The sequence below is a fragment of the Novosphingobium sp. TK46 genome (assembly GCF_055361525.1).
Genome location: NZ_CM143963.1, coordinates 945,623 through 968,214, shown reverse-complemented (window position 1 = coordinate 968,214; position 22,592 = coordinate 945,623). Strand labels below are relative to the sequence as shown.

The 22,592-nt window shown below is 64.9% G+C and carries 22 protein-coding genes and 2 riboswitches; of the genes, 5 read left to right on the top strand and 17 right to left on the bottom strand.

The genetic code is table 11. The annotated features are described in order from the left end of the window. Positions 1–6: 6 nt before the first annotated feature. Positions 7–369: a hypothetical protein gene (locus ACXJ1Z_RS04490; protein ID WP_463779861.1), complete on the bottom strand. Its 363-nt coding sequence runs from the start codon at positions 367–369 to the stop codon at positions 7–9. Positions 370–589: 220 nt separating this feature from the next. Between ACXJ1Z_RS04490 and ACXJ1Z_RS04485 the strand changes: the two genes are divergently transcribed. After that, a complete protein-coding gene (locus ACXJ1Z_RS04485; RefSeq protein WP_463779859.1) occupies positions 590–1,882 on the top strand; it encodes a glycoside hydrolase family 130 protein in 1,293 nt (430 codons plus the stop codon). 66 nt (positions 1,883–1,948) lie between these two features. On the opposite strand, the gene ACXJ1Z_RS04480 is transcribed toward ACXJ1Z_RS04485, so the two are convergent. The 5 genes from ACXJ1Z_RS04480 to ACXJ1Z_RS04460 form a co-directional block, all read right to left on the bottom strand. Further along, on the bottom strand, positions 1,949–2,968 hold the full coding sequence (locus ACXJ1Z_RS04480; protein WP_463779858.1) for an inorganic phosphate transporter: 1,020 nt from the start codon (positions 2,966–2,968) through the stop codon (positions 1,949–1,951). A gap of 13 nt (positions 2,969–2,981) precedes the next feature. Further along, complete coding sequence (locus ACXJ1Z_RS04475) at positions 2,982–4,100, bottom strand: DUF47 family protein (RefSeq protein WP_463781167.1); 1,119 nt, start codon at positions 4,098–4,100, stop codon at positions 2,982–2,984. 79 nt (positions 4,101–4,179) lie between these two features. Further along, the gene (locus ACXJ1Z_RS04470; protein ID WP_463779856.1) at positions 4,180–5,610 is read right to left on the bottom strand and encodes an AMP nucleosidase; all 1,431 of its coding nucleotides are present in this window, start codon (positions 5,608–5,610) and stop codon (positions 4,180–4,182) included. Positions 5,611–5,821: 211 nt separating this feature from the next. Then, the gene (locus ACXJ1Z_RS04465; RefSeq protein WP_463779855.1) at positions 5,822–6,148 is read right to left on the bottom strand and encodes a hypothetical protein; all 327 of its coding nucleotides are present in this window, start codon (positions 6,146–6,148) and stop codon (positions 5,822–5,824) included. 60 nt (positions 6,149–6,208) lie between these two features. Continuing rightward, the gene (locus ACXJ1Z_RS04460; protein WP_463779854.1) at positions 6,209–6,571 is read right to left on the bottom strand and encodes a PRC-barrel domain-containing protein; all 363 of its coding nucleotides are present in this window, start codon (positions 6,569–6,571) and stop codon (positions 6,209–6,211) included. Between the two features lie 305 nt (positions 6,572–6,876). Between ACXJ1Z_RS04460 and ACXJ1Z_RS04455 the strand changes: the two genes are divergently transcribed. Next, positions 6,877–7,146, top strand: coding sequence for a GlsB/YeaQ/YmgE family stress response membrane protein (locus ACXJ1Z_RS04455; protein ID WP_463779852.1), 270 nt, complete (start codon positions 6,877–6,879; stop codon positions 7,144–7,146). 320 nt (positions 7,147–7,466) lie between these two features. Here the strand turns inward: ACXJ1Z_RS04455 and ACXJ1Z_RS04450 are convergent, their stop codons facing one another. From ACXJ1Z_RS04450 to accD, 6 genes are all read right to left on the bottom strand, one after another. Beyond that, positions 7,467–7,952, bottom strand: a complete 486-nt coding sequence (locus ACXJ1Z_RS04450) for a DUF3429 domain-containing protein (RefSeq protein ID WP_463779851.1) — start codon at positions 7,950–7,952, stop codon at positions 7,467–7,469. Continuing rightward, positions 7,949–8,176, bottom strand: coding sequence for a hypothetical protein (locus ACXJ1Z_RS04445; protein WP_463779850.1), 228 nt, complete (start codon positions 8,174–8,176; stop codon positions 7,949–7,951). Before ACXJ1Z_RS04445 ends, ACXJ1Z_RS04450 begins: the two co-directional genes overlap by 4 nt. 157 nt (positions 8,177–8,333) lie before the next feature. Continuing rightward, entirely contained in the window at positions 8,334–9,296 is a 963-nt protein-coding gene (locus tag ACXJ1Z_RS04440; protein WP_463779847.1) for an acetyl-CoA carboxylase carboxyltransferase subunit alpha, read from the bottom strand. Then, positions 9,293–10,666, bottom strand: coding sequence for an acetyl-CoA carboxylase biotin carboxylase subunit (gene accC, locus ACXJ1Z_RS04435; protein ID WP_463779845.1), 1,374 nt, complete (start codon positions 10,664–10,666; stop codon positions 9,293–9,295). The genes ACXJ1Z_RS04440 and accC overlap by 4 nt, the downstream gene beginning before the upstream one ends. 19 nt (positions 10,667–10,685) lie before the next feature. Further along, entirely contained in the window at positions 10,686–11,141 is a 456-nt protein-coding gene (accB, locus tag ACXJ1Z_RS04430) for an acetyl-CoA carboxylase biotin carboxyl carrier protein (protein WP_463779844.1), read from the bottom strand. Continuing rightward, positions 11,138–11,986, bottom strand: a complete 849-nt coding sequence (gene accD / locus ACXJ1Z_RS04425; protein WP_463779841.1) for an acetyl-CoA carboxylase, carboxyltransferase subunit beta — start codon at positions 11,984–11,986, stop codon at positions 11,138–11,140. Before accD ends, accB begins: the two co-directional genes overlap by 4 nt. 218 nt (positions 11,987–12,204) lie before the next feature. Here accD and ACXJ1Z_RS04420 point away from each other — a divergent pair, with 218 nt between their 5' ends. After that, positions 12,205–12,819: a DUF2846 domain-containing protein gene (locus ACXJ1Z_RS04420; protein WP_463779840.1), complete on the top strand. Its 615-nt coding sequence runs from the start codon at positions 12,205–12,207 to the stop codon at positions 12,817–12,819. Between the two features lie 24 nt (positions 12,820–12,843). Here ACXJ1Z_RS04420 and bluB read toward each other — a convergent pair whose 3' ends face one another. The 4 genes from bluB to cobW are packed head-to-tail and all read right to left on the bottom strand — an operon-like array spanning position 12,844 to position 18,890. Continuing rightward, positions 12,844–13,482, bottom strand: a complete 639-nt coding sequence (gene bluB, locus ACXJ1Z_RS04415; RefSeq protein WP_463779837.1) for a 5,6-dimethylbenzimidazole synthase — start codon at positions 13,480–13,482, stop codon at positions 12,844–12,846. A 2-nt stretch (positions 13,483–13,484) separates the two neighbouring features. Continuing rightward, positions 13,485–14,093, bottom strand: a complete 609-nt coding sequence (gene cobO / locus ACXJ1Z_RS04410) for a cob(I)yrinic acid a,c-diamide adenosyltransferase (RefSeq protein WP_463779835.1) — start codon at positions 14,091–14,093, stop codon at positions 13,485–13,487. Next, entirely contained in the window at positions 14,086–17,841 is a 3,756-nt protein-coding gene (gene cobN, locus ACXJ1Z_RS04405) for a cobaltochelatase subunit CobN (RefSeq protein ID WP_463779833.1), read from the bottom strand. The genes cobO and cobN overlap by 8 nt, the downstream gene beginning before the upstream one ends. After that, positions 17,841–18,890, bottom strand: a complete 1,050-nt coding sequence (gene cobW, locus ACXJ1Z_RS04400; protein WP_463779832.1) for a cobalamin biosynthesis protein CobW — start codon at positions 18,888–18,890, stop codon at positions 17,841–17,843. The genes cobN and cobW overlap by 1 nt, the downstream gene beginning before the upstream one ends. A gap of 205 nt (positions 18,891–19,095) precedes the next feature. Further along, positions 19,096–19,337: riboswitch (cobalamin riboswitch) on the bottom strand. Positions 19,338–19,472: 135 nt separating this feature from the next. Beyond that, positions 19,473–19,716, top strand: a riboswitch (cobalamin riboswitch). A 257-nt stretch (positions 19,717–19,973) separates the two neighbouring features. On the opposite strand from cobW, the gene ACXJ1Z_RS04395 reads away from it, so the two are divergent. Then, on the top strand, positions 19,974–20,993 hold the full coding sequence (locus ACXJ1Z_RS04395; protein ID WP_463779830.1) for a HoxN/HupN/NixA family nickel/cobalt transporter: 1,020 nt from the start codon (positions 19,974–19,976) through the stop codon (positions 20,991–20,993). Positions 20,994–21,040: 47 nt separating this feature from the next. On the opposite strand, the gene ACXJ1Z_RS04390 is transcribed toward ACXJ1Z_RS04395, so the two are convergent. After that, positions 21,041–21,235 (bottom strand): hypothetical protein, encoded by a 195-nt coding sequence (locus ACXJ1Z_RS04390; protein ID WP_463779828.1) that lies wholly within the window; start codon positions 21,233–21,235, stop codon positions 21,041–21,043. Between the two features lie 291 nt (positions 21,236–21,526). Between ACXJ1Z_RS04390 and ACXJ1Z_RS04385 the strand changes: the two genes are divergently transcribed. Beyond that, positions 21,527–22,558 (top strand): MlaA family lipoprotein, encoded by a 1,032-nt coding sequence (locus ACXJ1Z_RS04385; protein ID WP_463779827.1) that lies wholly within the window; start codon positions 21,527–21,529, stop codon positions 22,556–22,558. The last annotated feature ends 34 nt before the right edge of the window (positions 22,559–22,592 follow it).

The window sequence follows — 22,592 nt, the reverse complement described above, 5'->3', positions numbered from 1 at the left end:
GCGGCATTAGCCGTGCAGTTCGTGCTCCACCTCGTCCAGCGTGCGGTTGTAGCTGGCGCTCTCCGCCGCGCTGAGGAAGCCCTGCTTGCGCGACAGCGTGGCTGAGCCCGTTTTCACCCAGTCGATCCGCTTGCGCAGTTTCGCCGTATCGGCGGCGGAAAGATGGCCCGCCTTGCGCGCGTTCGCCAGCTTCGCTTCGACCGTCCTGATGCGTGCATCCAGCTTGGTTCGAAGACTATCGGGTCTGGCCGTCGTCGGATGCCGGGCCGGCGCGCCATGATGTTCGCCGGGGGCGGCCCATGCCGGCGTGGCGGCCGCCCACAAGGCGGTGGCGGCGATAAGGACGAAGCGTTTTCTGGCGTAAGTCATTAAGTGCTCCCAGGATGCGCGAGCGTAGGCCGGCAAGTGTCCTGGATAGGCCACTGATGCTGAACGGTGACTGATCCGCCTGTGAACGCGTTGTTAGCGCCCCGTCATCTTCGATAAGAGGCTCCGCTGCGCATACCTGTCCTCTCGATCAGTTATTGTTGCAGTGCGGAACATCCGCGCCTGGCAGGCGTCTGGGTCCTGACCTCAAGGATTAACAAGCATGCAACCTGCAGATGTCTTCACCAAACTTGACATCGAACTCCATCCCGATCCGGCGCGAACGGTTATCCGTCCGTTCCGTTTCGAGTATCCGGAGGCATTCGCGGCCGACAGGCCTTCGCGGATGCAGGCGGTTGCGGATCGTGTGCTGGCGCTGGATGAAGCCACGCGCGAGCGCGTCTTCGCCTACATCGCGGGTCCCATGCGTGAACGGCATCGCAATGCCGATACCATGTTCAAGCGGCAGGTTGAAAGTCTGAGCAAGGAGTTGCCCAGCCTCGGCGGTCTGAACGAACGGGACAGCCTGCTGGTGGGTGCCTATTTCAGCCAGGAATACGCCTTCGAGGCGGCGGCGCTGTTCAATCCGAGCATCGTTCGCGTGCCCGGTGAGCAGGGCCTTTGCGACGACGCCCATGTGCGCTTTCTGCTGTCGCTGCGCGGGATCGGCGAGGGGCATATCTCCTCCGTCACCTTCCGCGGTGGCGAGTGGGACGGCGGCACCGGGCTGACCATCGATCCCGCCAGCCCCAACTGCTTCCCGCCGCAGATCGAAAGCGACAACGAAGGCTGGGTGCGTCTGTTGTGCGAGGAAAGCGAGGCGATCTCGGAAACGGTGGTGTTCCCGGTTCTGCCCAGCCAGCGCCAGGGCGTCGAGGATCTGCGCATGGTCGCCTTCAGCGAGGATGACGGCGAGGAGCACATCTTCGGTACTTACACCGCGTTCGACGGCAGCCAGGTGCGCCAGGAACTGCTGCGCGGGATCGACATGCGCACGTTCGAGATGCGCGGACTGACCGGCAAGATGAGCGGCTACAAGGGCATGGCGCTGTTTCCGCGCAAGCTCGACGGCCGGTATGCGATGCTCGGCCGGCAGGACAACGAGAACATCTGGCTGCTCTACTCCGACGATCTCTACACCTGGGAAGAAGGCGAGCCGATCATGGGCCCGCGCTACCCTTGGGAGTTCGTGCAGATGGGCAATTGCGGCTCACCGATCGAAATCGCGGAGGGCTGGCTGGTGTTCACCCATGGCGTCGGCCTGGTGCGTGGTTATGCGATCGGCGCGTGCCTGCTCGACAAACGCGATCCGTCCAAGGTGCTGAAGCGAACCGCGGCTCCGCTGGTATATCCAAGCGCGGAGCATCGCGGCGGTTATGTACCCAACGTGACATACAGCTGTGGTGCGCTGGTCGAGGGCCGCCGCATCCTGCTGCCCTACGCGGTGGGCGACCAGTTCACCGAGTTCGCGACCGGCAGCGTCGATGACCTGCTGAGCGCGATGGTGGATGCCTGAGAGAGGGAATGCTCGCCCGGTTCGTCCGATTTCGGCGCTGACCGGGCAGTCCTTGACCGCATCGCGCTAGCCCCCGAACGGGACCGTGAGCAGGTAGAAGATGGCGCCGACGGCAGCAGAGGCCGGGATGGTGATGAGCCACGCCATCACCACGCTTTGTGCCACGCCCCAGCGGACGGCCGAGGCGCGACGGGAGACGCCGGCGCCGATCACGCAGCCGGTGATCGTGTGGGTGGTCGAAACCGGGATGCCCATCAACGAGGCCGTGAAGACGACGATCGATCCCGACATCGAGGCGCAGAAACCCTGATGCTGGGACAGCTTGGTGATGCGGCTGCCCATCGTCTCGATGATCTTCCATCCGCCGGTCATCGTGCCCATGGCGATCGCGACGTAGCAGCAGATGGCCACCCAGTGCGGAACCTCGAATGCGCCGCTGTAGTACCCGGTCGAATAGAGCAGGACCGTGATGATCCCCATCGTCTTTTGCGCATCGTTGAGCCCGTGGCTGAGCGAATAGGCCGCCGAGGACATCAGGTGCAGCGCGCGAAAGCTCTTGTCGGCGGTGCGGTTGGTCGCGCGGGTGAACAGCCAGCTGGTCAGCAGCATCAGCAGCATCGCGATCCCCATACCGAGCATCGGCGACAGGACGATGGCGATCAGCGTCTTGTTCAGGCCGGACCATTGGACGCCGTGGAGCCCGGCATGCGCGACGCCGGCACCGATCAGTCCGCCCACCAGCGCATGGCTGCTCGATGAAGGAATGCCCTTCAGCCATGTCACCACATTCCAGAACATCGCGCCGATCAAGGCGCCGAAGATGACCGCCGGGGTGATCAGATCCTTTTCGATCAGGCCGCCGCCGATCGTCTCGGCAACCTTGTGCAGGCTGGGAAACGCGAGCGTCAGGAAATATGCGGCGAAGTTGAAGAACGCGGCGAACAGGACCGCGACACCGGGGCTCAGCAGCCGGGTGGCGACGACGGTAGCGATCGAGTTGGCGGCATCGTGAAGGCCGTTCAGATAGTCGAACGCCAGCGCGACAAGGATCAGGCCGACCAACAACGGGAATGCGAGTTCGTGCATGGTGCGGGCTCGCTCAGGCGTGATCGATGACGATGCCGTCGATCTCGTTGGCGACGTCCTCGAGAGCGTCGGTGATCCGTTCCAGGTGGTTGAAGATCTCGCGTCGTACGATGAAGCCCATCGGATCGACCGTTCCGAATGTCTGGAACGCGTGCTTGAGGCCGCTGCGGTGGATCTCGTCGGCATGGCCTTCCATGCGCACGAGCCGTTCGGTCAGTTCGTGAAGACGCTTGCCGTTGTTCGCGACGTCGCGAAGCAGGGGCACGGCTTCGCTCAGCACGCGGCTGCTGTCGACGATCAGGGCAACGATGTCGCGCATCTCCTGATCGAAATCGCTGAAGTCGTAGAGATCGATGGCCGACGCCGCCGACTGCATCAGGTCGATCGAATCGTCCATCGAGCTGACCAGCTTGGTGATCGCACTCCGATCGAACGGCGTCAGGAACGTGCGCCGGACCAGATGCAGAACCTCGCGGATGATATCGTCGGCATCGTGCTCGCGCTCGTTGATCTCGCGGATATGGTCACGCCGGCCCCGGCTTTCGGAGAACAGGCGGGCGAGTGCATCGGCGCCGGCGACAACCGTTGCCACATGCGCCTCGAACAAGTCGAAGAAGTTCGCCTTCTGGGGCAGCAGCTTCTGAAACCAGCCAAACATCGAACTCATCCCTGTTTTCTGGGCCATCGTGCCCAGCATGGTGGTGCGCGCCACAGCGGCGCGAAATTCCGTGGCGGCGAACGAGCGGATAAGATCGCGCAAGTCCGGCTCGTTGACGTTGTCAGCAGCTTCGGACAGGCTGAACCAGCGTCGTTCTCGCTCGGCGCTCTCCTTCCAGCTTGGCAGTTCCTGCTTCACCGCCAGGGGAAAGACCTCGACATCGGCCATCAGCGACGATCCGTTGCTGCGCCGTTTGCGATATCGATAGGAGCCGATCGGCGTGGGACAGACCCAGCCGGTAACGCCAGCTTCTTCCTCCGCTTCGACCGCGGCTGCGGCATAGTCGCTCATACCGGGCATGGCGTTGCCCTTGGGGATTACCCACCGGCGGGTGCCACGCGAGGTGACCAGCAGGACGCGGATCCCCTCGACGGAGTTGTCTGTGCGATAGGGCAGGGCAGCAATCTGGCGAATTCTCTAACACTCCGATGCGCGTTGGCGCAGTCCTGTGACGCAAGTGTGACGATGGTCAAGCCTTGCGGCAGCGTGTGCCTTATCGGAACGGGGGCTCGATGAACGCGCGCAACTTGCGCGAATGAAGGCGGGTGCCTTGCTCGCGCAGCAATTCGCAAGTGCGCACCCCGATCTCCAGATGCGCGCCGATCGCCTCTTCGTAAAAGCGGTTGGCCTGCCCCGGCAGCTTCAGCTCGCCATGCAGCGGCTTGTCCGAGACGCAGAGAAGCGTGCCGTAGGGCACCCGGAAGCGAAAGCCCTGGGCGCTGATCGTGGCGCTTTCCATGTCGATGCCGATGGCCCGGCTCTGGCTGAAGCGGCGGGCGGAATGGGAATAGCGCAGTTCCCAGTTGCGATCATCGGTGGTGACGATGGTGCCGGTGCGCATGCGTTTTTTCAGGTCGGCGCCGCCCGCGCCGCTGACCATCTCGGCCGCCTGGGCGATCGCCTGCTGGACCTCGGCGATGGCCGGTAGCGGGATCTCGGGCGGCAGTACGTGATCCAGCACGTGATCGTCACGCAAGTAGGCATGGGCCAGCACATAGTCACCGATCCGCTGCGATTCTCGCAAGCCTCCGCAGTGGCCGATCATCAGCCATGCTTCGGGGCGCAGCACCGCAAGGTGATCGGTGATGGTCTTGGCGTTGGAGGGCCCGACGCCGATGTTGACCAGCGTGATGCCGGAGCGGTCCTCGCGAATGAGGTGGTAAGCTGGCATCTGGTGGCGTCGCCACGCGGTGTCCGACAGGCGCCCCCGCGCGTTGTCGACCGGCGCGTCGAGATAGAGCCCGCCAGCGCCCGACAGCGCGACATAGCCGTCCTTGCCGATCTGCTGGCCGGCCCAGTCCACGAACTCGTCGACATAGCGATGATAGTTGGTGAACAGGATGTACTGCTGGCAATGCTCCACGCTGGTGCCGGTGTAGTGGGCAAGGCGTGCGAGGCTGAAATCGGTGCGCAAACCGTCGAACAAAGCCAGTGGGAGCGGGTCGCCGGGGGCGTTACGATCGATGGCGTCGGCGATCTCGTCGCCGATCATCGCCAGCTCGGTCGAGGGGAAATGCGCGGCCAGTTCCTGCGGCGTGACGCTGCCGACGGCGACGCCGTCCAGAACGTAGGGGAACGGGATCTCCTGGGCAGAGCGGGTGACGCTGACCTCGATCACGTACTCGCGCTGCAAAAGCGTCAATTGCTCGGTCAGATAGGCTGCGAACAAGTGCGGTCGGGTGACGGTGGTCAGGTATGTACCACGCTCTGGCAGACGCCCGAACGCACGCGACGTGACGTTACCATGATCCTGACCGGCATAGACGATGCGCAGTTCGGGATAGCACCACAGGCGATCGGCGCGGCGCTGTGCAGGCGGCAGAGTGCCGTCCTTGATGAACGCTGCGATGTCGGCTTTCAACGTGGCGACGGCGGTTTCGTAGACGCGGACCAGTTCCGCGACGGTTTCCTGTTCGATTTGCATCGTCAATGCTTACGAAAACCGTGTGGCAAAGCAAGGGCAGTGATCGCCGTGCGTACGCCCTGCGATCACATTCGACAGGCGGCGGTCAGATCAGGCAATCGTGTAGATCAGGCATCAGGCCATACGCCCGCGATGTCCCTCTCTCCCGCTGCCATCGTCTGTTCGACGTGGCTTTGGCTTTGGGGGGCATCGCGAACGCGGGATGGATCGATCAGTCCTTCTTGGCTTCGGTCACGGACTCGTTGTGCGCGTCGGCTTCGATCTTGGCACGCTCGTTCTCAGCTTTGCGACCCAACTCGTCGGTGGAGGCAGCAGCCTTGTCGGCGGCTTTGCCGATCGCCTTCGAAGTGTCCTTTGCAGCGTCGCCGACAGCCTTGGCGCTATCTTCGGCGACATCGTTGGCGACGGCTCCGACGGACTTCACATCGTCGCCGACCGAGTCAGCCGTCTTGGCCGCATTGTCCTGCGTCTTCTCGGAGCAAGCCGACAAGCCGAGCGATGCCGCAATGGTCAGGGCGATGATCGTGGATTTGCGCATACTTCATTCCTCTCGATATGCTCCCGGCGCGATTGGTGCCGGGCAGTATGGTTTCAGGCTTCAGCCAATCTTGGTCGGTTCGGTACCATAATAGCTCGATACGCGATCGGCATAGGCCTGATTGAATTCAGGAGCATTGTTCGCCCAGCTCGGCCCGCCTTCCAACACGCGACGGTCGATCGTCACGACATAGTCGTCGTTACCGCCATCGTAGCCCAATAGCGTGAATGGTACCGGATAGTAGCTCTTGTTCATACCCAGGAAGCCGCCGAGGCTCAGTACCGCATAGGTCGATTGGCCGGTGAGTTTGTCGACCATCAAGGCCTTTATATGCCCCAGGCTATCGCCGTCACGCGTTCTCACCTTCAATCCGGTGGTTTCGGCTTCGGCAAGGGTCGGCGTCGCTTCGGTCGTCTGTGACATGACTTGAATCCTTTATTACTTACGTTCGCTGCGCGGCCCGCGCTAGCTTCTTGCATAGCATAAGTCGGATCGCGCGATCCCGGAGGTGGCCAGCGTGAATTTTCAAGCTCATGAACGCCCTTATCCTCGTGACGTTCCTTGTCGCGCATAGTCGCGCACCGTTGCTCTTAATCAGGCCCGGTATTGTCGTGCAGGCTGGTTTCGATCGCAAGAAGTGCGTGAACAATGCGACAAGATACGGCGATACACGGAACCAAAGGTGAATTGGCGGCTTCTAGGCTCACTGTATCAAAGGGAGCCTTGCCATGACGCTTATTCTCGCAATCGTAGTCGGTGGAATCTTGGGCTGGCTTGCCAGCATCATCATGCGTCGCGACGCTCAGCAGGGCATTTTCCTGAATATCGTCGTGGGCATTGTCGGCGCCGTCCTCGCTGGCTTCCTGTTGAACCCGCTGATCGGTGGCGGCAACATCATGAACGGCGACTTCAGCCTCAGCGCATTGCTGGTTTCGCTGCTCGGCGCCGTGATCCTGCTGGCGATCGTGAACCTCGTGACTCGCAAGTCGGTTCGCTAATCGGCCAGCTTCAAGGGCAGGAGCCTCGGCTCCATCCTTGAAAGCACAAACGAAAGGCGCCTCGCGAAAAGCGGGGCGCCTTTTGTCGTGAAGGTTCAGAGTTCGTCGATCGCAATGTCGGCAACACGACAAGAAGCGGCATTATTGCTGCATGATGAGCCTGTGTTGCTAAAATTCGCACGGTACACCCGCTTTTTCGCGCTTGCCGCATGACAGGTGCGAAAGCATAGGTGCGGGGCCTTTCAGGCATCCTCTCCCAACTTTCATGGGGTCGGCCATCAGGCTGGCCCCTTTTTTCTGCGCGACCGGAGCAGTCAGCGTCAGTGCAGGACGGCGGTGGTTATCGTGAGAATACCCAGGCCGATGGAGAGCGGGACACGCAAACCCATCCACCAGGGCGGCGCAAAGTGGTCGCGCGTCAATTGGCGGTCCACGATAAGGCTCAGGATCAGGCATGCACCCAGTACGATCAGAGAGGGGCCGGGCCACTCGGCTCCGAACGTCCACGGCAGGAATGTAGCAAGCGCGATCAGCGAGGGCGAAATAGCCGCGAGCCATATCCATGCGGGCGCTCGCTGCGCATCGCGTACAGCCAGCCCCCACCACATGCCGCCCAGAAAGCTGAATATCAGCGCCGCATACGCGTAGCCAAGCGCGAGCGCGGCAAAGCGCCAGTATGTCGATCCCGACGCCAGCACGATGACCACGGCCAATTGGGGCAAAAGCCCAAGGTAACCCAGTTTGCCAGGCAGCGAGGGTACCGAGGACGCGGAATCGTGGGATGCGCTGCCGGCCAAGGTCTTCATCCCCGAGGCTCATGGCGAGCGCCGGCCACCATCCGCCGCGCGATGCCGCGCACGGCTTCGTCGTCCTTGGTGTCGTCGTGCGCCGGATCGCCAAGGTGGTCGAGGCTGGCTTCGATGAAGTCCAGCAATCCCGGCTGGCGCTGCTCGACATATTCGATGAGCTTGAACAGCACATGCTCGGCAGCGATCTCGCGCTGGCGGGCCATCACGGCGGTATCGGTCATTGTTCACACCTTCCTCGACACAGAGCCCGACGGCCTGCTTCAAGCAAGGATGGATCGGCAAACCCGCATCGATCGGCAATATGACCCATCGTCCTCCATGCGACCGGGAACCAAACCGGGTCGCATGGAAGGAGGCGGGTAAAAGCACCGCGAGCGGTCAGCCCGCCGCGCGCAGGCCCCGACCGATGGCGAGGAACCGTTCTTCGCGGCGCTGGATCGCGTCTTGGGCCGAAATCTGTCCCAGAGCGTCCAATTGCCGATCGATTTCAGCGCCCAGCGTCGCAGCCATTGCGGTAGGGTCGCGATGCGCACCGCCCAGCGGTTCCGGCACGATCAGGTCGATCACTCCCAGGCCGAGCAGGTCTTGCGCCGTCACTTTCATCGCATCGGCGGCATCCGCGGCCTTGTCGGGCGTGCGCCACAGGATCGACGAGGCGCCTTCGGGAGAGATCACCGAATAGACCGAGTGCTCCAGCATGAGGACGCGTTCGGCGCCGGCGAGCGCAACCGCGCCGCCCGAGCCGCCTTCGCCCACGATCGCGGATACCATCGGCACGCGGAGCGACAGGCACGCTTGCGTCGAGCGCGCGATCGCTTCGGATTGGCCGCGTTCTTCGGCCTCGACACCGGGGAAGGCGCCGGCGGTATCGACCAGCGTCACCACGGGCAGGCCGAACTTTCCGGCCATCTCCATCAGGCGGATCGCCTTGCGGTATCCCTCGGGCTTGCCCATCCCGAAATTGTGCTTCAGCCGCGTCGCCGTATCGTGACCTTTTTCATGGCCGATCAGCATGACCTTGCGCCCGTGCAGTCGCGCCGGACCGCCCAGGATCGCCTGATCCTCACCGAAGCGGCGATCGCCGCCAAGGGGCATGAAGTCGTCGAACATCAGCCGCACATAGTCGAGAAAATGCGGCCGCTGCGGATGACGGGCCACTTGTGTCTTCTGCCACGGCGACAGCTTGGCGTACGTGGTCTTGAGCAAGGCTGCCGCCTTCTTCTCAAGCTTGGCGATTTCTGCCGCCAGATCGATCTGCCCGGCCTGAGCGGTGCTGCGCAGTTCCGCGATGCGCGCTTCGAGTTCGGCGATGGGCTTTTCGAAATCGAGGAAGCCGATCACGCGGCGTCTCCGGCGCGTTCGGCCAGCCATTCCTCAAGCCACTTGATCGTGTAGTCGCCAGTGCGGAAATCGGGCTGATCCATCAACGCCTGATGCAGCGGGATCGACGTCTTGACCCCATCGATCACCATTTCCTCAAGCGCGCGCTTGAGGCGCATGATGCAGCCTTCGCGCGTGCGGCCCGAGACGATCAGCTTGGCGATCATCGAGTCGTAATACGGCGGCACGCGATAGCCGGCGTAGAGGCCAGAATCGACGCGCACGTTCAGGCCCCCGGCTGCGTGATAGTTCGCCACCAGTCCCGGCGAAGGGGCGAACGTCCACGCATCTTCGGCATTGATGCGGCATTCGATGGCATGGCCGCGAAACTGCAGGTCTTCCTGGCGGACCGACAACGGATGGCCTTCCGCCACCCGGATCTGTTCGCGTACGAGATCCAGGCCGGTGATCGCCTCGGTCACCGGATGCTCAACCTGCAGGCGGGTATTCATTTCGATGAAGTAGAACGCGCCGGCTTCCCACAGGAACTCGATCGTGCCGGCGCCGCGATAGGCCATGTCCGCCATGGCCTTGGCGACGATCCCGCCCATGCGCTCACGCTCGGCAGGCGTGATGACGGGGGAGGGCGCCTCCTCCAGCACCTTCTGGTGGCGGCGCTGGAGCGAGCAGTCGCGCTCGCCCAGATGAATCGCCTCACCCTTGCCGTCGCCGAAGATCTGGAACTCGATGTGGCGCGGATTGCCGAGGTACTTTTCCATGTAGACGGTAGCGTCGCCGAACGCGGCTTTCGCCTCGGAGCGGGCCTGGCCCACCTGGCTTTCCAGTTCCTCGGCATGCTGGACCACTTTCATGCCCCGTCCGCCGCCGCCGGATGCTGCCTTGATCAGCACCGGGTAGCCGATCCGATCGGCCAGCGCTTTCGCTTCGGCAACATCCTCGATCGCTCCGTCGGAGCCCGGCACCAGCGGCAGGCCAAGGGCGCCGGCCGTGCGCTTGGCCTCCACCTTGTCGCCCATGGTGCGGATATGCTCGGGCTTGGGGCCCACCCAGATCAGCCCATGCGCCTCGACGATCTCGGCGAACTGGGCGTTTTCCGAGAGGAAGCCGTAGCCCGGATGAATGGCGTCGGCGCGGGTGATCTCGGCCGCGGCGATGATGGCGGCCATGTTGAGATAGCTGTCCTTGGCCGCGGGCGGGCCGATGCACACCGCATGATCGGCCAGACGGACGTGCATGGCATCGGCATCGGCGGTCGAGTGTACCGCGACCGTCTCGATCCCCATCTCGCGCGCGGCGCGATGAACGCGCAGCGCGATCTCGCCCCGGTTGGCGATCAGCAGGCGCCGTATCGGCTTGTCTATCGATGGCATTGCTACAGCTGGCATGGTGTCAGGCGATCACGAGCAGCGGTTGATCGTATTCGACCGGTTGGCCGTTTTGCACCAGGATCGCCTGCACCGTGCCGGACTTGGTGGCGGTGATCTGGTTCATCACCTTCATCGCCTCGATGATCACGAGTACGTCGCCGGCCTTGACGCTCTGGCCGACGCTGACGAAGTCGGCCGCGCCGGGTTCCGACGCGAGATAGACGGTGCCGACCATCGGAGACTTGAGCGCATCCGCCATCGCAGCAGTTTCCACCGCCGGCGGCGTTGCCGATGTCGAAGCTGCGGAAGAGGCGGCACTTGGAGCGGCGGGAGCCTGCATGGGCACGCTCGCGACGACAGGTGCCGGCTGACGGACGACGCGGATCTTGCGTTCGCCATCTTCGACCTCGATCTCGGTCAGGCCGGTAGCAGCCAGCAATTCGGCGAGTTCGCGCACGAGGGCGCTATCGATATTCACGCTACGTCCTTTCGGGTGAGGTAATCAAGCAGCCGCCCCAACGTCGCCTTCAACTCGGGGCGGGGAACGACCTGGTCGACCATGCCGTGATCAAAGAGATATTCGGCGCGCTGGAAACCATCGGGCAGGTTCTCTCGGATGGTGTCGCGGATCACGCGTTGGCCGGCAAAGCCGATGAGCGCGCCCGGCTCGGCAAGGTGCACATCGCCCAGCATGGCATAGCTGGCGGTGACGCCGCCCGTGGTCGGATCTGTCAGGACGACGATGTAAGGAAGGCGCATGCGTGACAATCGGTTGAGCGCAACCGTCGTGCGGGGCATCTGCATCAACGACAGGATGCCCTCCTGCATGCGCGCGCCGCCAGCGGCGGTGCACATCACCAGCGCACAGCGATCCGCGATGGCGCGTTCGGCGGCCCGGACGAAGGCCTCGCCCACCGCCATGCCCATCGATCCGCCCATGAAAGCGAAGTCCTGCACGCCCAGCACGACCGGTTGACCCGCGATCGTGCCGCGAGCGGCGGTCAACGCATCGGGATAAGGGTTAGCGGCCCGCGCGGCCTTGAGGCGATCAACGTACTTCTTGCTGTCGCGGAAGTTCAGTGGGTTTTCCGCGACCGTGACGGCGGGGAGGACCGTGTAGCCCTCATCGAGAAGCTGGGCGAAGCGGTCCGTCGCGCCGATCCGGCCGTGGTGCCCGCAGCTTGGGCAAACCGAGAGGTTCTGCTCCCACGCGGCGGTGAAGACCATGTCGTCACAACCCGGGCATTTGGTCCAGAGATGGTCGGGCGTGTCGCGCTTGCCCAGCGCCGCAAGCGAATTGCGCACCTTGGTGATCCAACTCATTCGTCAGGCGCCAGTCGCATCAAAGTTTCGTCTGCTTGTAGATCCGTCATCGGGAGCGACTTAGCGCATCGCCCCCGCGATGCAAACAATCGGTGGAAATAAGTGCGGGAAAGGCCGTGATGGCAAATCGGCGTTTCGGCAGCGAAACCGGCGCTCGCGAGTTCATGGCTTTTGTTTGCACCTGCAAACGGGTGGCTTGAAACAGGGGGAGCAAGAAAGTGAGACCGGACAATACCAAGTGGATAGTGTTGATCGTCGTCGGCGCGGTGGTCGGGGCGCTGCTGGGACCGATGCTTGGACAATCGCTGTCGGGCGGAGCGGCCTTCCTGATCTTCGGATTGTTCTTCCTCGGGGTCATCGGATTGATCGTCTGGTCGCTTTCCGGAAACAAGGTCGGAAAACCGGCTTCGGCGGCGGCGTTGGCGGATGCGCGAAAGCTCACGGCGACGCCGGGAACCGCCCGGATCTATGTCGTGCGTCGCGGCTTCATGGGCGGGTTGGCCGGCATGAAAGTGATGATCGAGGGCGTGGCCTCCGGCCAGGTGCGCATGAACCAGTTCGTCATGGCAGAGGTGCAGCCCGGCACCTACACGGTCGAAACGGCCATGGCGCGCAACGGTATGAAGCCATCCAATTCGCAGACCACGCTGACAGTGCAAAGCGGCGAAACCGCCGTGATACTTGCCGGGTTGCAGATGGAGGCGATGCACGCGTCCACCACCCAGCAGCGCCTGCTCGGTGCCGAGGCGCAGATGGAAATCGGGCGGTCCAAGATGGTCCAGTGGACCCACGGCTCGGCAGAGGCGCCCTATCGATCGAGCGCCGCTCTCTAGGCAGGGGCTCGCGCACAGACGCGATCAGCGCGAGCAGATGTTGTCGTGCCAGTCGGTGCGATCCTGCCACCCGGCGCGTTCCAGTTCCGGAACGATGTCGGGGGCCAGGGGGTATCCAAGGCAAAGCAGCGCGACGAACCGCCATTCCGGCGGGACGTCGATCATTTGGGTGACCGTCTCGGGATCGGCGATCGAAACCCAGCCGAGCCCCAAACCTTGCGCGCGCGCGGCAAGCCATAACGTGTGGATCGCCAGCACGACCGACCAGATGCGGGTCTGCGGCATCGTCGCTGCGCCAAGACCAAAGCCGACCTGCGTGGCATCGTCGCAGAAGACCGCGATGATCTCGGGCGCATGATCGAGACCGTGCAGTTTCAGCGCCGTGTAAGCGGCGCGGCGGTCGGCATCGGAGAAAGCTTTTCCCGCGCGTGCGCGCTCCGCCTCGACATGGACGCTCAACGCCTCGCGCAGTTCGCTCGAGCGCACGCGAACGAACCGCCATGGCTGCGAATTGCCCACCGATGGTGCGGTCTGCGCTGTCTTCAGCAGGGCGATCACCAGATCCTCGGATACCGGATCGGCACGGAAGTGGCGCACGTCGCGCCGCCACGCCAGCAGCGTGGCGAGGTCATCGCGAAACTCCGGACCGAAATGCGGCGCCATCGTCAGTATTCGACGCCCGCTTGTGCCTTTACGCCCTGCTCGCGGAAGGGGTGCTTGACCATAGTCATCTCGGTGACGAGGTCCGCCATCTCGATCAGGGCTTCGGGCGCGTTGCGGCCGGTGACGACGACGTGCTTCATCTCGTCCTTGGCCTCTAGCACCGCCAGCACTTCGTCCAGCGGCAGGTAGTCGTAGCGCAGGACGATGTTCAGTTCATCGGCCAACACCATGGCATAGGCGGGATCGGCGATCATCCGCTTGACCTCTTCCCAGGCGGCGCGGGCGGTGGCGATGTCGCGGGTGCGATCCTGCGTGTCCCAGGTGAAGCCTTCGCCCATCGGCTTGAACTCGACTTGCTCGGGGAAGGCGTCGAACACGACCTTTTCGCCGGTTTCCCAGGCGCCTTTGACAAACTGCACCACGCCCACCTTCTTGCCGTGGCCGATCGCGCGCAGGACCATGCCGAGCGCGGCGGTGGTCTTGCCCTTGCCCTTGCCGGTGTGGACGATCAGCAGGCCTTTTTCGATCGTCTTGCCGGCCACGATCCGGTCGTGCGCGGCCTGCTTCTTCTTCATCTTTTCGGCGTGGCGTTCGTCGGTACGTTCAACCATGGTCTTGTCCTGCCAATTGCGTTGCTAGGGAGGCGAGCACTACGCCCGCGCTGTTGGATCTGGGGCGCCACAGCCCGCGTTCGAGCGCTTCGGCAAGGCGTGCAGCGGTTTCGCGCAAGGCGGCGGGATTGGCCTCTGCCATGAACGCGCGCACCGCCTCGTCCTCGATGAAGGCGGCGTAGACCATGTCGAAGTGGTGGTCCTTTACCGCGTGGGTGGTGGCAGCGAAGGCGAAGAGATAGTCGACCGATGCGGCGATCTCGAACGCGCCCTTGTAGCCGTGACGCATGACGCCGGCGATCCACTTGGGATTGGTGACACGCGCACGCACGACGCGGCCGATCTCGTCCTCCAGCGTGCGCACGACCGGGCGTTCGGGGCGGCTGTGGTCGTTGTGGTAGGACAGCGGCGCGGCGCCCTTCAGGTGTTCGACCGCTGCGGCGATGCCGCCTTCGAACTGATAGTAGTCGTCGCTGTCGAGCAGGTCGTGCTCGCGGTTGTCCTGATTCTGGACCACGGCGTCCACTTGCGACAGGCGCGCCGCGAACAGGTCACGCTCGGCCTCGCCCTCGACCCCGGCGCCATAGGCGTAGCTGCCCCAGTCGAGATAGATCTGGGCCAGATCGGCGCGTTCGTGCCACAGCTTTTCGTCGATCATCGCCTGCAGGCCGGCGCCGTATGCGCCGGGCTTCGACCCGAACACGCGGTTGCCGGCGCGGCGCGCGGCGGTTTCGGCGCTCTCGCCCCGGTCGAGCAGGTCGGCGGTCTCGGCGCGATGCCGCGCGGCGGCGGGATTGTCCTCGTCGGTTTCCTCCAGCGCCATGATCGTGCGCGCGGCGCTGTCGATCAGGTTCATCTGTTCGGGAAACGCATCGCGAAAGAAGCCCGACACCCGCAAGGTCACGTCCACGCGCGGGCGGCCGAGTTCGGCCAGGGTGATGACCTCGAACCCGGTGACACGCCCCGAGCTCCATTCCCAGCGCGGCCGCACGCCCATCAGCGCGAGAGCCTGCGCGATGTCGTCGCCACCGGTGCGCATGTTGGCGGTGCCCCATGCCGACAGGGCCATCGCCTGCGGATATTCGCCCTCGCGCTGAAGATAGTCGTCGACCAGCAGTTGCGCCGAGCGCGAGCCCAGATCCCAGGCCACGGCGGTCGGGATCGCGCGGGTATCGACGGAGTAGAAGTTGCGTCCCGTCGGCAGCACGTCGGGTCGTCCCCGGGTCGGAGCGCCCGAAGGACCGGGCATGATGAAGCGGCCATCGAGACCGGCGAGCAGCGCGGTACTTTCGGCTTGGCCGCACTGCGCAACGCGGGGCGCAAGATTGGAAGCGATCTCGGCCATGACGGCCGCCGTGCGCTCACCGATGGCGTGGTGCACCGTGCCTTCGACCAAGGCGGCGGCGAGCAGTTCGAGCCGCTCCACCGTGTCGCCCAGGGTACGCCAGGGATCGTCGGACACGGCCTGCAACAGCGCGGGCCGCGCACCGTCGCACGGATCGGCCATCCGGCAGTCCAGCGGGTCGAACCCGAACCCGAGATCCTCCGCCATCGCCCGCAGCAGCGAGGCCTGCCCGGGCCGATCATAGCCGCGCGGGGTCCGGGCGAGGGCGACCAGCAGATCGCGCTCCAGCCGACCGGTGGGCGAGCGGCCGAAGATGTGCAGCCCGTCGCGGATCTGCATCTCCTTCAACTCGCAAAGGTAGTTGTCGATCGCGGACAGCGCATCGTCGCCGTCCCCGCTGGCACCGGCGTCCTTGTCCAGCCCTTGGCTTCGCGCCAGATCGATGATGTCGCGGCGCAGGCGGTCCAAACGGCGCGGATCCATACCGGCGGCGAGGTAGTATTCATCCACCAGCGCTTCGAGCTGCTTGAGCGGTCCGTAGCTTTCCGCGCGGGTAAGCGGCGGGGTCAGGTGGTCGATCACCACGGCGGATATGCGCCGCTTGGCCTGGCTGCCTTCGCCGGGATCGTTGACGATGAAGGGATAAAGCTGGGGCACCGGGCCCGCGCAGATCTCGGGAAAGCATTCGGCGGACAGCGACAGGGCTTTGCCGGGCAGCCATTCGAGATTGCCGTGCTTGCCGACATGCACGACCGCATGCGTGGCGAAGTGCCGGTTCAGCCAGACGTGGAACGCCAGGTAACCGTGCGGTGGCGGCAGCGCGGGGTCATGGTACGTCGCCTTGGGATCGACGTTGTAACCGCGCGCCGGCTGCACCGCGACCACGACGTTGCCGAAGCGGTGTACGGGCAAGCGGAACGTGCCGTCGCGGATGAACGGATCGTCCTGCGGCTCTCCCCAGCGCGCAAGCATGGCATCGCGCGCGGCAAGCGGGATTGCGGCGAAGGCTGCGCGATAGTCCTCCAGCGGCAGCGCGATCTCGCCCGGTCGGTCGCGCGAAGCCGGGGCATTGGTCACCCCACCCGTCATCCGTTGCATGAGCGCGGCGCCGTCCAGCGGGGCATCGCCGACGTCGTAGCCCGCAGCGCGCAGGCTCGCCAGGATCGAGGCAGCGCTGGCCGGGGTATCGAGGCCGACGCCGTTGCCGATGCGGCCATCGCGGTTGGGATAGTTGGCCAGGACCAGCGCCACCCGGCGCGTCGCGGCGGGGGTCCGTCGCAATCGGGCCCACCCGGCGGCGAGATCGGCGACGAAGGCGACGCGATCGGGCGCGACCCGTGGCACGACGATGCCGCACTGCGTCACTTCGTCGAACCGCTGCGCCGCCTTGAATGCGACGGCGCGGGTGAACACGCGACCGTCGATCTCGGGCAGGGCGACGTTCATCGCCAGGTCGCGCGGCCCCAGGCCTCTAGCGGCGGCGCGCCAGTCGGCTTCCTCGACCCCGGCGAACGCCACTTGCAGGATCGGGCAATCGCCGCGTTCGAGCACGCCGGGATTGCGTGGCTCGGATGAGGACGAGGCCGCGAAACTGGTGGCGTTGACGATCACGTCGGGCGCTACTTCGGCGATGAAGCTGCCCAGCCACTCGAGCACGAACGGCTCGCGCAAGGCCCGGACATAGACCGGTGCGACGTTGAAGCCACGTTCCCCCAGCGCTGCGACCATCGCATCGATGGCCTCCAGCGTGGCCGCGATCATCAGCGCGCGGTAGAACACCAGCACGGCGACCGGCGCACCCGGCTTCCAGCGCGCTTTCAGATCGGCAAGGCCGGGGCGGTCGAGCCCGGCGATGTAAAGCCCGGCGTCGGCCACCGGCACCGGATCGTCGGGCGCGCCGCAATCGCGACCGATCGCGCGCGCGGCGGTGCGCAGGAACGCCAGCGCGTTCGCGATACCCCCTTGTCGCATGTATTCGCGCAGGCGGCCCACTACCGGCTCGGGCAGAGTGCCGGCCAGATCGAGCGCCGGGTCGATCTCTCGCCCCTCGGCCAGCGCGGCGAAGGCGATCCCCTTGGTGCGCGCGAGGCCGGCGATCTCGTCGATACCGTAGGGCCAGTAGCTCTTGCCCCCCAGCAGCACGACGCAGACGAACTTTGCGTGCGCGATCACCTTCTCGACGTACAGGTCGACCGAGTAGGGGTGCTTGAGCTGCAGCAGGTTGGCAAGGCGCACGCTCGGCGCGCCCGGCTCGGCTTGGGCGAGCGTGGCCGCAGCCTTGGCGAAGCAGGCCAGCTCGCTGTCCGCGACCGTCAGGATCACGATATCGCCAGGTGACTGGTCGAGATCGATCGCCTCCTCGCCGTTGGAGATCGTGCCGGGGGTGGCGGACAGCAGGTGCATCAGGCGGTGACGGCTCCGAGCAGGCCGGCAAGGCCCGCTTCGATCGCTTCGCGGTCGAGGCCCTTTTGCCCGATCACCACCAGCTGCGTGCGGCGTTGCTCGGCAGGCGCCCAGGCGCGGTCGTAGAAGTGCTGGATGCGCGGGCCGACCGCCTGCACCACCAGGCGGCTCGACTTGCCGGCGACGGCGACCATGCCCTTGATGCGCAGCACGTCGTGCCGCGCGATCAGCGTGCCCATCGTCGCGACCAGCGCGTCGAGGTCCGCCACTTCGGCGCCGGACAGGACGAAGCTGTCGAAGTCGTCGTGATCGTGGTCGTCGTCCAGTCCGTCGATATGCGAGGGACGCGAGTCAAGATCGTCCTCGGCGGCGGCGGTGATGCCCAGCAGGGCGGCGATATCGACGGCGCCGTGATCCGCGCGGACGATCTTGACGCCGGGGCGGATCTCGGCGGCGACTTGCGCTTCCACCCGGGCCAGCGCCGCTGCGTCGACCAGATCGGTCTTGTTGAGCACGACCATGTCGGCGCAGCCCAGCTGCTCTTCGAACAGTTCCTCGAGCGGGCTATCGTGATCGAGGTTTGGATCGGCGGCGCGGGCGGCGGCGAGCGCCACCTCGTCCGTGGCGAAACGACCGGCGGCGACCGCGTCTGCATCGATCAGCGCGATCACGCCGTCGACGGTGGAACGGGTGCGGATGTCCGGCCACTGGAACGCCTTGACCAGCGGCTTGGGCAGGGCGAGGCCCGAGGTCTCGATGATGATGTGCTCGGGCGGATTGGGCCGGTCGAGCAGCTTCATCATCGTCGGCAGGAAATCATCCGCGACGGTGCAGCAGATGCAGCCGTTGGCCAGTTCGACGATGTCGTCCTCGGGACAGGCGTCGTCGTTGCAGCCCCGGACCAGTTCGCCGTCGACGCCGACATCGCCGAATTCGTTGATGATCAGCGCCAGGCGACGGCCGCCCGCATGGGTCAGCAGGTGGCGGATCAGCGTGGTCTTTCCGGCTCCCAGGAAGCCGGTGATGACGGTGGTGGGTACTTTGCTCAAGACGATCATCCTTGCGCGCCGGCGACGTTGCGCGACACGGGGCAGGCCGAGCTTGCGCAGTGGCATGGCTCGACGGGCGGCACGCGCGGGCGGGCAGGCGCGAAAGCACCCGGCGCGACCATGCCGCTGCGGCCCCGGGCCGCGTTGCATGTCGTCGCTCAGACGGAAAGTTCATCCGTGCCTTGGCCAACCCCTGGACCACGGCAAGAGCGACCAGACGCCGGCAGGTCTCCTGGCTTGCGGGTCGTCACACGATGCACGCCTTCCCAGGCCTCGCATGTCGCAGCGTCCGGCCCAGTGGCTGCCTTTCCCGGTCTGGGGAAAGACGATGTGCATCGCGCTCGCCGCTTACAGTTGCAGGGACAGCCACGGAGTTGAGGAGCCCGGCCCCTCTCACCGCATTCCCGTTTAAGCCTCTTGCGAGGCACCGGCGCGATCTACGTCCCCACGATGGCAGGCCACCTTGGGGACAATCGGGCGATACCGGCACCGAGCCGCCGGGGCAAGGCGGGAGTTGCGCGCGTCGTCCCTTGCGCGGTCCCTTGCGCCCGCATAAGGATGAGTGGCCCGGTCGCGAAATCGGCAGGGCAAGATCGCGCCGGTGTCCCGAAAGGGGCTTAATAGGGAATGCGGTGCGGAAGGGTTTTCCTTTCAACTCCGCGGCTGTCCCTGCAACTGTAAGCGGTGAGCGCGATGCATACGCTGGCGGCCAAGACGGCACGCCGGCAGCCACTGGGCCGGACGCTGCGACATGCGAGGCCTGGGAAGGCCATGCATCAAGCCTTGACCCGTGAGCCAGGAGACCTGCCGGCGTCTGGTCGCTCTTGCCGTGGTCCAGGGGTTGGCCAAGGCACGGAAAATGACTCCGTCTGAGCGACGCAACGTGCGGCGGGGGCCGCACCGGCATCGGTGTGCCGGGCGCTGACTGGCGTCCGTTCGGTACGCACGATCCGGCCGTTCGCACGGAGGCCCCTTGCCAGGATCGCTGACGCCGACGGGGTTGGACAGGGATATGCAACAGGCGCAGGTAAGGCCGGTCGCGAGCGATGCGGGCCGGGCAGTCGCTTCGATATGGGCTTGGGCATGACGCCGGCGACCATGACCTTGCGCGGACGCGTCACCGTGCTGTTCGTGCTGCTGGTCGGCGCGAACCTGTTGGCGTGGGGCTGGGCGCTGAGCGCGTTCCACGGCAACACGCTGATGCTGGGCACTGCGCTGCTCGCCTGGAGCCTGGGGCTGCGTCATGCGGTGGACGCCGACCATATCGCCGCTATCGACAACGTCACGCGCAAGCTGATGCAGGATGGCCAGCGACCGATCACGGTGGGGCTGTGGTTCGCCATCGGTCACTCGGCGATCGTCCTGATCGCGGCGACCACCATCGCGCTGGCCGCTACCACCCTGACCGACTTCGAGGCGATCGGTGCGAAAGGGGGCGTGATCGCGACGATCGTGTCGGCGGGCTTCCTGTTCGCCATCGCCATCATGAACCTGGCGATCCTGCGCGGTCTGTGGACGCGTTTCCAGCATGTGCGGAAAGGAGGCTCGCACACGCAAGAGGATCTCGACATGCTGCTGGCGGGCGGCGGGGTGATCGCACGCGTGCTGCGACCGTTGTTCCGGCTGGTCCGTCGCAGCTGGCACATGGCGCCGCTGGGGTTCCTCTTCGGCCTGGGCTTCGACACCGCGACCGAAGTCGCGATTCTGGGTCTGTCCGGCGCGCATGCCGCCGATGGCGTATCATTGGGCACGGTCCTCGTGTTCCCGGCGCTGTTCGCGGTGGGGATGGCGCTGGTCGACACGATGGATGGCGTCATCATGCTGGGCGCGTACGAGTGGGCCTTCGTCAAGCCGATCCGCAAGCTGTACTACAACCTGACCATCACCGCGATTTCGGCGCTGGTGGCATTGGTGATCGGCTCGATCCAGACGGTGGCGTTGCTGGGTGAAAAGCTGGGCCTTACCGGCGGCGTATGGACCCAGGCAGGCGTGTTGTCGGCCCAGTTCAATACGCTGGGTTTCCTGATCATCGGCCTGTTCATCGCCTGCTGGCTGGTCAGCTACGTCGTGTACCGATGGAGCGGGCTGGACGGCGATGCATGACATAGGCCCGCCTTGGGTTTTCCCGCGTTGCAGGCAGGGCTTGCCCCCTATGGTGTCTGCGCATGCTCCAGGCGTGAAGCCGGCACGGTGTTTCGTGCGATCTGTTCGATGAAGTTCGCACGCGCCTCGTAGATCGCGGCAAGTTGCAGCTGGCCGTCGCGATCATGCCCGCTGATCGCCAATGCCGCGTTGGTACGGTGCCGTTCCGCCTGCTCCAGATACTGCTCGGACGATTGCGGCATTGTCTGGATCCCTGGAGCGAACCCGGCTGTGGCTCGACACCCTTTCGTCGGGATCAGGTGCCTTGCCCGCAATGGCACGGTTGAACCATGTCATTGGTATTTTTGCTTGATTGCACACGGGCCGCCGCTCAACGGCGCGGCGCGCAGGGTCGTCATCGCCGCTTGTCGAGAACCTCCATCGCATGGCGTCACCGATCGCGAATCTTCTGTCCTACAAAGTCGTAAACGGGCATGTCGCGATCTGCCGCAATTCGAGGGGAAGAAGCGCGGCCAACAGGATGATGGGCGCTGATGTTGATTTTGACGAGTGCGGTGCTGCTTGCGGTCGGACCGCTGGAGCCGCCGCAGACGACGCACGCTTGGGTCGGCGCCGCGAGCCTTGCATCGTCCGTACCGGCTTCTTCGTCGGAGCCGCTGGCCCAAGATCCGTCGCGCGTTCCCGCGCCACCGCCGACCATCGTGCTCCCGCCGCTGCCGACAGAGCCGAATGCCCCCTCGGTGCCGGTATCGCCGGTAGCGGTGCCGCCGGGCGAGAATACGCGGACAGGCGATATCGTCGTCGCCGGGCGCAAGGACACGCCGGGCGATCCCCTGCGAGCGGTAAACGCCGAAGCGTTCGCGATCACCCAGAAAGTCGACGACGCGGTGATGGGTCCTGCGGCACGGACATACAAGGAAACCGTTCCGCGTGTCGCGCGCAAGGGCATTCACAACTTCCTGTACAATCTTCGCGAGCCGATCGTATTCCTGAACTACATGCTTCAGCTCAAGCCGGGCAAAGCGGTGGAAACGGCGGGGCGTTTCGCGATCAATTCGACCATCGGCGTCGCCGGGTTCGTCGACGTGGCCAAGCGCAAGCCATTTCGTCTGCCCCGACGCTCCAACGGCTTTGCCAATACGCTGGGATACTATGGCGTGCGGAACGGGCCGTTCCTGTTCCTGCCGATCGTCGGTCCGACAACCGTGCGCGATCTGTTCGGCGGTGCGATCGACCGGCTGGTCCTGCCGGTCGGCGTGGGCAGCCCGTTCACCAGCCTGACGTATTCGGTGCCGGCCGGCGTACTCGGCGCGCTCGACCATCGTTCCGAATTCGACAAGACGCTGAAGGATCTGCACGCCAATTCGCCCGATCCATACGCCGCGACCCGCGCGTTCTATCTAAGCCGGCGGCAGGCCGAGATCGATGAGTTGCATGGACGCGGAACCGGTGATCCCGCGGGTATGACGGGGCCGCCGCCAAGCGTTCGACCGTTCGTGCCCGAGGGCCTGGCACCGGAAGTAAAAGACACTTCGCCGTCGGAACCGCCCGCCCAACTCGATTGAACATCGCCGGCGCAATGCAATCTATAATCCGGCC